This is a genomic window from Oscillatoria sp. HE19RPO (assembly GCF_024220515.1).
Lineage (GTDB): Bacteria > Cyanobacteriota > Cyanobacteriia > Cyanobacteriales > Laspinemataceae > Laspinema.
In genome coordinates, this window is record NZ_JAMXOT010000189.1 from 24,837 (window position 1) to 34,638 (window position 9,802).

At 46.5% G+C, this 9,802-nt stretch carries 8 protein-coding genes; 6 read left to right on the forward strand and 2 right to left on the reverse strand.

What is annotated here, in order from left to right:
- Nucleotides 1–60: 60 nt before the first annotated feature.
- The 4 genes from NG833_RS17680 (at nt 61) to NG833_RS17695 (ending at nt 6,340) form a co-directional block, all read left to right on the forward strand.
- A complete protein-coding gene (locus tag NG833_RS17680) occupies nt 61–3,066 on the forward strand; it encodes a tetratricopeptide repeat protein (protein WP_254566601.1) in 3,006 nt (1,001 codons plus the stop codon).
- Nucleotides 3,063–3,515, forward strand: coding sequence for a hypothetical protein (locus NG833_RS17685; RefSeq protein ID WP_254566602.1), 453 nt, complete (start codon nt 3,063–3,065; stop codon nt 3,513–3,515). The genes NG833_RS17680 and NG833_RS17685 overlap by 4 nt, the downstream gene beginning before the upstream one ends.
- A gap of 107 nt (nt 3,516–3,622) precedes the next feature.
- Nucleotides 3,623–5,224 carry a hypothetical protein gene (locus NG833_RS17690; RefSeq protein ID WP_254566603.1) on the forward strand — a complete coding sequence of 534 codons (1,602 nt, stop codon included), beginning with the start codon at nt 3,623–3,625 and terminating at the stop codon, nt 5,222–5,224.
- A 360-nt stretch (nt 5,225–5,584) separates the two neighbouring features.
- Complete coding sequence (locus tag NG833_RS17695; RefSeq protein WP_254566604.1) at nt 5,585–6,340, forward strand: Uma2 family endonuclease; 756 nt, start codon at nt 5,585–5,587, stop codon at nt 6,338–6,340.
- Between the two features lie 175 nt (nt 6,341–6,515).
- Here the strand turns inward: NG833_RS17695 and NG833_RS17700 are convergent, their stop codons facing one another.
- Nucleotides 6,516–7,766: an OFA family MFS transporter gene (locus NG833_RS17700; protein WP_254566605.1), complete on the reverse strand. Its 1,251-nt coding sequence runs from the start codon at nt 7,764–7,766 to the stop codon at nt 6,516–6,518.
- 124 nt (nt 7,767–7,890) lie between these two features.
- Here NG833_RS17700 and NG833_RS17705 point away from each other — a divergent pair, with 124 nt between their 5' ends.
- Together NG833_RS17705 and NG833_RS17710 are read left to right on the forward strand one after the other, a co-directional pair.
- The gene (locus NG833_RS17705) at nt 7,891–8,055 is read left to right on the forward strand and encodes a hypothetical protein (protein ID WP_254566606.1); all 165 of its coding nucleotides are present in this window, start codon (nt 7,891–7,893) and stop codon (nt 8,053–8,055) included.
- A 119-nt stretch (nt 8,056–8,174) separates the two neighbouring features.
- Nucleotides 8,175–9,026 carry a DUF1206 domain-containing protein gene (locus NG833_RS17710; protein WP_254566607.1) on the forward strand — a complete coding sequence of 284 codons (852 nt, stop codon included), beginning with the start codon at nt 8,175–8,177 and terminating at the stop codon, nt 9,024–9,026.
- A gap of 65 nt (nt 9,027–9,091) precedes the next feature.
- On the opposite strand, the gene NG833_RS17715 is transcribed toward NG833_RS17710, so the two are convergent.
- Nucleotides 9,092–9,517 (reverse strand): thioesterase family protein, encoded by a 426-nt coding sequence (locus NG833_RS17715; RefSeq protein WP_254566608.1) that lies wholly within the window; start codon nt 9,515–9,517, stop codon nt 9,092–9,094.
- Nucleotides 9,518–9,802: the final 285 nt, after the last annotated feature.

The window sequence follows — 9,802 nt, forward strand, 5'->3', positions numbered from 1 at the left end:
CCTCACCAGGTAATCGCCCACAAATCCGTGGGTTCCCCTCAGTGAAAATCAGTGTAATCTGTGGTTTATATCCCTCAACCCCAAACCGGAGAACAGCAGATGTGGCAAAAACTGTGGCCGTGGCTGAAACCAAATCAATCCCTACAACACCGATTCCAAAAACCGGAACCGCCCCCGCCACCGCGTCAAATCCCCGATATCGAATTTGAGACAAAATTCAGGCCGCTACTCGAAGCAGTAGCAAACGGTGCCAGTGGAGGAGAAATTCAGGCATTGAGAATGACAACCGGCATCAAAGCAGAGGAATGGATACCCTGGTTGCAGCGCTTCGGGGAACAGTTGCAACAAAACCCCGAAACTCATGCAGAAATAGCCCAACGCCTAGTACAGTTCGGGCAACTTCATCGCGGAGAATTGGGAACAGTTGCCGAAAGAATTGGTAGGCAAATATTAGCACAGATAACGCCTGCGGTTGTGGAAAAGAAAAAGAAGGATGAGGGACAGGAAAAAGATGAAGCAAAGGAATGGTATCAGCGCGGGAGGGAGCAACGTGCTAGGGGGGATTTTACTGATGCCATTGCCTTATTCAATGAAGCAATCCGCCTCAAACCCGATTACCCTGATGCTTATAACAACCGAGGAACAGTGCTGTGTGATAACTTAGGACAATATGAGGAAGCCATTGCCTCATTCAATGAAACAATCCGCCTCAAACCCGATGACCCTGTAGCTTATTTCTGCCGAGGGGTAGCGCAGTCTAAGTTAGGACAATATGAGGATGCCATTGCCTCATACAATCAAGCAATCCCCCTCAAAGCCAATTTCCCTGAAGCTTATTCCAACCGAGGGATAGCGCAGTCTGACTTAGGAGAATATGAGGATGCCATTGCCTCATACAATGAAGCAATCCGCCTCAAACCCGATGACCCTGTAGCTTATATCAACCGAGGGAACGCGCAGTCTAAGTTAGGACAATATGAGGATGCCATTGCCTCTTCTGATTCTGCCTTAACTCTAAAACGGGATTATTGGCAAGCTTGGGCAAATCGAGGCATTGCCGCAGGACAGGTAAAACAAAAGCGAAATTCTCCTTATTTACCCTCTGCCTTCGCTATCCAAAACCCTGACTTGAATGAGAGAGGATTTGAGGGAGAATTGGCGAGTTATCAGGAAGGGTTGAAGTATTGCCAGAAAGAGACTCATCCGGAAGGGTGGGGGATGTTGAATCTTGACATTGGCAATATCTATTATGACCGATCGCGCCAAAACCCCAAAACTCGCCACCAAGACTGGCAAACCGCACACACCTATTATAACCTCGCCCTGGAAACCCTCACAGAAACTGCCTATCCCGAAAATCATTTAGAAGTCTTGCGCCGATTGATTCGTGTATTACTCGAAACGGGACAGGCGCAGCAGTTGAAACGGTGGGGAACCGATGTTGTACGGCGGTTAGTTGAACAATGTCCAAGTCCCGGCAGACAACGGCAACTCGCCCTCAAATTTGCTGATTTTAATCAATTAACCGTGGACTTGTGGGTGCAACAAGGGGATGTGGTGCAGGCAGTGGAAGTGGCGGAGGCGGGGAAAAATGCCTGTTTGTCTTGGTTGCTGGATGGCAGGGGTGATGCCGTGGCAGAACCGAGTTGGCAGCAGATTCGGCAGTTGTTGCAGGGTCAGACTGCGGTGGTATATTGGCATCTGAGTCCCTACGCCCTCACTACGTTTATTCTCAAACCGGATGAGGATGAACCCCGGGTGTTGCGGCAATCCCAGTTTCAGGACCAATCCGGGTATCAGGGGAACTTGCTGGATTTGGAAAACTGGATTGAGGAGTGGAATCAAGCGTATAGTCGCGATAAAGGCAGCAAAACTAGCGCACAATCGACCAGTTGGCGCGAGTCTTTGCCGCAACAACTCGACTGCCTCGCAGAGATTCTCCAGATTTCGGCAATTTTAGAGGAATTGGAGGGTTGCCAAGGATATCACCGCCTGATTCTGATTCCGCACAAAGACTTGCATCGCCTTCCCCTCCATGCCTTATTTTTCAAAAGTGAGGGATTCCCCGAGAGTTGCACTATCACCTATCTCCCGAGTGCAGCATTTGGATTGAGTCGGTTAGATGCTAATCTATCTCATTTTATTGGTAGTATCGGGGAAGAAGAATTTTTTCAACCCCACGAAGAACCCCCCCAACCCCCCCTTGCTAAGGGGGGGCTTTTCAGTATCGAAGAAGAACCCCCCCAACCCCCCCTTGCTAAGGGGGGGCTTTTCAGTATCGAAGAAGAACCCCCCCAACCCCCCCTTGCTAAGGGGGGGCTTTTCGGTTCTCTACTCAGTATCGAAAATCCCCGCAGTATCATCAAAGATAGGGACGGTTCGCACAAAGCTCTTGCCGCCCTTCCTGCAGCGGATATTGAATCAGAAATGATTTCCCGAATGTTTCCCCATACCACCCGCCTTGCAAAAACTGAGGCGACAACCCCTGCGGTAATCACTGCCTTGCAACAGGGTCATGATGTCATGCACTTTACGGGACATGGGGATTATGAATCTGCCGATCCCCTTACCTCTAAGTTGTTTCTGACTGGTGACAATCAACTCCAGGTTAAAGACATTATCAAACTGAACCTCTATAGCTATCAACTGATCTCCCTTTCCGCCTGCGAAACTGCTGTCACTGGCAACCCGACGATTACCAGCGAATATGTGGGATTAACCAGTGCATTCCTGCGTTCCGGTGTCGGTTCGGTGCTCAGTACCCTCTGGCAAGTGGAATCTCGTGCCACCACCTTATTTGCCCTCTATTTTTACCAGCAATTACAACAAGGACATCCCTACCCCGTCGCCTTTACCCATACCCAAAACTGGCTAAAAACGGTTACCAAGGACGAGTTATTCCAGTGGTATCAGCAACAGATTGACGAACTGGACAAACATCCCCCAGTTCCTCGGGGGATTCGGCGCGTTTTCACCAGTTGGCAGAAAGAACTTGATACAATAGAGAAAAATCCCCCCTTTGCTGATCCTTATCATTGGGCATCCTTTACCCTTTACGCATTATGAAAGATTCAGACGCCTTAATTTTTCAATCTTTTCTGGCTGCACTCACCCAGTTAGACTCGGCATTACCTGATGCCGTCCAATCCCAACTCAACCAAATCGCTGACTCCCTGGATAGCGATCGCCTGGATGAAATCGCCGAAGAGTATCCTCCCTTAAAATCGATTTATGAAGAGGCGCATTGTTGGTTAGTCAAACAGGGTAACCACCAGCGCATGGGCTTAGATACTATCCCTGATGCTTCTTGGCAAAAGGAGAATACCGCTTCCCTCGCCCTCGATAACACCTCCAAGAAAATTGGTGATTCTACTCCATTAACGGATATACTGCCAAACATCCAGGAAGCACTTAACGATGAGGAGTTAGTCCAAATGACTAAACAAGTATGCCAGAGTAGCGACTCGGTAGACTCGGCCAAAGTTGCCCTATTTGGCTACATTCAAATCGCCTAATTTTCTATCAAGCCTGTTAACATTCTATGTGAAACAGATTTGAGCCGAGATGAAGGTAGCCCTTTTCCCGCCTGCTTTAGCCGTTATTCCCCCAAACTGGATCAACCATGAGTGAATGCGATCGCCTAATTTATATTAATATTGACCGATTCCTCTATGATCTTGCCGAAGGTTTGGGGCAATCCGATGAAAATATTCAGAAAAATTGCCAGAATTTTTGGCAAAAAATCTATGGAGAAACGTTTCCTAATGAAAAATTAGCCGATATCAAGGCGAGTCAAGCCTTAACTGCCGATTATCGTGATTTGCTGAAAAGCCAATACGAACCCTTTGCTTCAAATTATGATGGATATTACTACCCGGTAAAAATCGGGGATACCTACGCCCTCCTGATGGAATGTGCCGGAAAAATAGTCTCGGAAACGGAAAAATCTACCCCCAAGGATATCAAGGAACAAATTCCCTGGATTAAAAGGATTCTCGATTCGCAACTGCACCCATTTCCGGCAACCCTTGGGGAGAGTTGGTTAATCTGGGGACAGCTTGCCAGTGACACCCTTGATCCGGACTCTCTGGAAACAATCGCTAAAACCTGTTACGAAAGTTTGGGTATTTTTCCGGCTTCCAAATGGGACCGAGATTTTAAGAATGCTGGAGAATTTCAAGGGGTCAAGTTTTATGAACTCTGGCGCGTTCCTGGCGATAGCGGCAATCTTAACCAAAACTACCATTTATTAATCTGCCTTTTTCCCCACAACAGCGGCACATTCATGGTAAACAATCCGCAGTCCCAGCAAATGATTACGAGTATTTTACCCCTATTTATTGAGTTATTTCACTTTCGCAATAAAATAATTTGGGCTTACACCCAAAGTCGGCAACTCAAGATCCAGATGAAACAAGCCTCTCAAGAGATTCAAGCCATCATCAACGGATTACCGCAACAAGTAAAATCTACACGACTTGATCTCAAAGAGATGCAAATCACCCTACAAAAATGCTTGACAATTTTCTCGGGTTATGCAAGCCGTATTAGCGAGTTGGAAGAACAGCAACAGACAATTGCCACTAACTTACACAACTATAAAAAGCAACTCACCATCATGCCTGAAGCCCTCAATCCCAAATGGAAAGGCGATCGAAGTTTCCAGTTTTTAAACAGATTCAGCAAATACACTCAGGAGAAATATATCCCCCAGATTCAAGCGGATCTCGGCAGTTTAAGTGCCGAATTGCGCTTACTGGAAAATGCGATTAAAACCATTGAAGGCATCATCCAACTGGAACAAACCAAAAGCGATCGCGCCTTAAGCGAAACCGTGGCGATCGCTACCGTGGGACTGGGAGTGAGTGCAATTACCGCCACTGTTGCCTCCACTCAACATTCCCTCCAATGTTCTCAACCGCCTGAAATGGAGAGATTGCCCGAATGCGATCGCTTTTTTATGCTAACTCCACCCTTCATCTGGAGTATTGCTGCTGCTATTCTGTCACCCTTTGTCATCTGGTTACTGCTGCGGTATCGTCCTTTTCGGAGAGGGAAAAAAGGGATTTTGCCTCATCCGGAAGGGACCCCCCCCAGCCCCCCCTTGCTAAGGGGGGGAGTTGGATTTAGTCGAGATTTGCCGACGGGGGGCGTTGGATTTGAGGGGGGAAATGTTAGGAATTCTGAAAAAGATGCCATCAACAATGATATCCAAAATGAGTAAATTCCAGAGTTTTCTAACAACCCTATTTCCCAAACCCTAATCATCAGGTGTTTCTCAATGTAGAGGCGATTCGCGAATCGCCTCTACATTGAGGTTTTTGTGTTTCTAATACCAAATCCAGTTGGTAAAAGTCCATTTTCAGTTTTAGCCCGCGCAGGCGGGCTTTGTCCGTATAGCCCCAGGCTTCAGCCTGTGGGTTTTTACAGACCTTTGACAACCGGATTCCGTATGACGGCAAAATTAGTTAAAATATCAGACAACCCTAGACACCGAATCGGACCCTGGAACAGTCTGGGCACAGAGGGTCTGACCCAGACTCAATGGGGTTGCTTCCTGTTTAATAATTGAGAGGTTTAATTTATGGTAACCACCCCTCAACCTACAAAGGTCATTTACCCCGATTGTGATGGAAATCCTATGGCTGAGAATACCCGCCAGTTTCGTTGGATTGTAGTGATTAAAGAGAATTTAGAAATTCTGTTTGATGATGACCCCAATATCTTTATCGCCGGGGATTTACTTTGGTATCCCGAGGAAGGAAATAATAAACTGCGTCAGGCCCCTGATGTGATGGTGGCGATCGGACGACCTAAAGGCGATCGCGGGTCTTACAAGCAATGGGAAGAAGGGAATATCCCTCCCCAAGTCGTGTTTGAAATTCTCTCACCCGGAAATCGTCTCCATGAGATGGCGAAGAAACAAAAGTTTTATGAGCGCTATGGTGTGGAAGAATATTATATTTTCGACCCCGATCGCTTCGATTTCAATGGGTGGATACGCAATCAGGCAGGTTCCCTGGATCTGATTGAACACCCAGAAAACTTTACGAGTCCCCGGTTAGGGATTCGCTTTGAACTCCAGGATGAACAGTTCACCATTTACCGTCCCGATGGCGATCGCTTTCTGACCCCTACGGAGTTATCCAAATTTGCGGAACAACAACGTCAAGAAGCCCAACAGCAACGTCAAGAAGCTCAACAACAACGTCAAGAGGCTGAACAGCAACGTCAGGAGGCTGAACAGCAACGATTGCGAGCGGAGTCCGCAGAAGCACGCCTGCGGGAATTGGAGGCTCGTTTACGCGAACTAGAGGGCGGCGATCGCCATCCTGGATAATAGAACTTACGCTTTACCCCTAAATGTAGAGGCGATTCGCGAATCGCCTCTACGTTTAGGTTTCGGTGTTTCTAAAAACCCTGTTTTTCCAACCCTAATCCTCAGTCGGTTTCAAACCTGTACAGGCGATTCTCGAATCGCCCCTACAGGGTTGAAAACCTCGCCGGTTGTCCCTTCAAACCTCACTCACCTTATCTCGCTTCAAGAGCAAACTGGCAACAACCATCCCCACAATTGCCAAAAATATCATGGGATAAAAGGCATAAGTATAGCTGCCAAACCAATCACGAATTTGTCCTGCCACTAGGGTTCCTAACAATGCACCCACGCCATAAGCTGTAAACACAATTCCGTAATTTTGAGCATAATTATCCGGATTAAATAAGCGCAGGGTTGTCGTGGGTGCGATCGCTAACCATCCCCCTAGCGATGCCCAGAATAGACAAAAGGCAATCAAATAGGTGGCAACTTGTCCCTCTTGGACATTCAGCATCAACAGGCAGGCAATCAACACGAGGGTATAAGAAACCATCGCCACGTAGCGGGGTTTAAAGCGATCGGTTAACCAGCCAAATAGGGGGCGACTGATGCCATTAAATAGGGCAAATAATGAGACACTGCTGGCAGCTAATGCCGGGTCAATGTTAATCATTTCCTCCCCAACGGGACTGGAAATACCGATCGCACTCAATCCGACAAAGGTGCCGATGCTGTAGCAAATCCACAGTCCATAAAAAGACCGACTTTTCAGGATATTCCCGGGATAGGCGCTGGGGACGGCACAGGAAGCTGCCGTCAATGGTTGTTTCGGTTGCCAGTCTTTTGGTGGCATTTTCAGGGTGGTGGCGATCGCCAGAATAATGAAAGTAAAGGCAATCCCTAAAATCCGCAAGGTTTCTCGCACACTATAGGCATCAATTAACCCTTTCGCCAGGGGTGCAGTGATTAAAGGAGAGAGTCCAAATCCAATAATTGTTAACCCCACTGCTAATCCTTTTTTATCCGGAAACCATCGCGCCACCACTGCCATTGGTACGCCATAGGCAATTCCCACCCCAGTCCCGGCAATCAATCCGTAGGTGAGAGTCATTCCTACAATATTGTTGGCAAAACTAGAAAGAATGTAACCGAGTCCGACAATGATTCCCCCGATTGCCGTAACAATTCTTGAGCCAATTCGGGTCACATAAAACCCGGCAATAGGCATCATGACGGCATAAAAAACCAATGCCACAGTATAAGGTAACAAACTTTCCGTTGCGCCAATATTCAGTTCCCCTTCTAGGGGTTTTCTAAATACACTCCAAGAGTAAACACTCCCCAGACATAGTAAAACGCTCATTCCCAGGGGAATCATTAACCATCTGCCCTGTTGTGCAGGCAGTCCAAATAGGGTTGATTCTGAGCGATCGTGAGTGACATTCATCACTGCTAACTCCCTTTTAGAGATAATTCTAGTGGATTTCTATGGGTTCCTTGCTGATTTTTATGGTTTAGCTCGTTTCTATAGAGTTTCTTTTATCAGAGTTGAACCCTCTGATTGCTTCACCTTGTACTGTACCACGATTTGCAGTCCTGCTTATCATGAAAACTTGATTTTTCCCGAGGCAGGACTCTGCGATCGCCAAGGGGTGGGGGTCTGGTATCCCAGAAACGACAGCCCCAAATTTGAGCCTTTTGATAGAGGTGGGATTGAATATATTTTTGTATCCTAGGGATAATCCACTTGAAACTTAGCAGCTCAAACCTTTCCCGCCTTTCCCGTGGGAACTCTTTCGGTTGCTTCCTTCAGGAATTGACTATTTAAAATAATCGCTTAAAACTGAGATAGATCATGACTCAATCTAAACAATCAGAATGGATCGAGCGTTTTGCTCGCTTTGGATACGTTGCCAAAGGATTTGTTTACGGCTTAGTGGGTATTTTAGCCTTGCAAGTTGCCTTAAACCAAGGGGGACAAACCACCGACCCAAAGGGCGTGCTTTACGAAATAGTGGAGCAACCTTTTGGTCAAGTGTTACTGTCGATTGTAACCATTGGACTGATTGGTTATGCAATGTGGCGTTTTCTCCAAGCCTTTATGGATACAGACAATAAAGGGACTGATTTAAAAGGATTAATCGAGCGATTCGGATTTGGAATGAGTGCGGTCATTTATTGTGGGTTTGCTTTTACTGCCATTAAAATCTTGACAGGTAATGGAGAAAATGGCGGAGAACAAAGCGATCAAAGCGCTCAACATTGGACCGCCCGGTTTCTCTCACAACCTTTTGGAGAATGGTTGGTGGGACTGGCGGGTGCAGTCGTGATTGGTTTAGGATTTTATTATTTTTATAAAGCCTTTAGTGGGAAGTTTCGCAAAGAATTAAAAATCAGAGAAATGACTCCCACTGAAGAAAAATGGGTGATGAGAGCAGGTCGAGTAGGGTTATCTGCAAGGGCTATTATTTTTACCATGATTGGCTGGTTTTTGATGCAAGCGGCTTATGAATCCAATGCGAATGAAGCCCAGGCCATTCCCGGCACTTTAGATACTTTATTGAGGCAGCCTTATGGGAGTTGGCTGTTGGGAGTCGTAGCTGCGGGATTGGTAATTTATGGACTATATATGGGAGTACACGCCCGCTATCGGCGGATTCGCCCTCCCCAATCTGCGGACCCCCGACAACTTTTAAATCAGGGATAATCAGCGATCGCCTCGCTATAAACTCCCTTGGGGGGATGCACCCCCAAACCTCACTCTCAGCTGATTCACCCGGATGAATGGGTGGCAAATTTTTTCACCAAGTTGTCCGGTATAGCAACGAGACGATGACTAGAAACATGGATAAAACATCCCGTCTGTTTGGCAGTCACGGCAATTTTATCATCCACGATTAACTCAGTTTTGACGATCCATTTAACCGACCCCATATCACTAAACCACATTCGCCCCTCAATCAAATCAAACAATTTAATGGGTTTATGATATTCCAGACGAGTTTTGCCAATCAGGGGAGATATTCCTAATTCTAATTGCTGTTCTAAAGAAAAATACTGTTGAAATAAATCTAAGCGTAAATCTTCAATCCAGCGCATCAAAATCATTTGGCTGACAAACCCGGTGATATCAATATCGTAGGGTTTCACAGTGAAAGCTAAAGCCGTCTCTAATAGCGTATCTTGTTCTAAGGTCATAGTCCCTCAAACTGGTTTTTAAAAAAAACAATTCGGTTGGTCCTCTGGGTTAAATGCCGGGAGGCAATTTTACAGGACTCTAACTCATTGTAATCATTTTTCACCAAAAGAACGCAGGGGAGACGTTACGGAAGGGTTAGGTTAAGGGGACCAGAAACCGGGTTTCTACCATGAGTTGCTGCTATTTGTCATAGATTTGGTAAAGAAACCCGGTTTCTAATCGTTAGTAGGGGGACCAGAAACCGGGTTTCTACCATGAGTTGCTGCTATTTGTCATAGATTTGG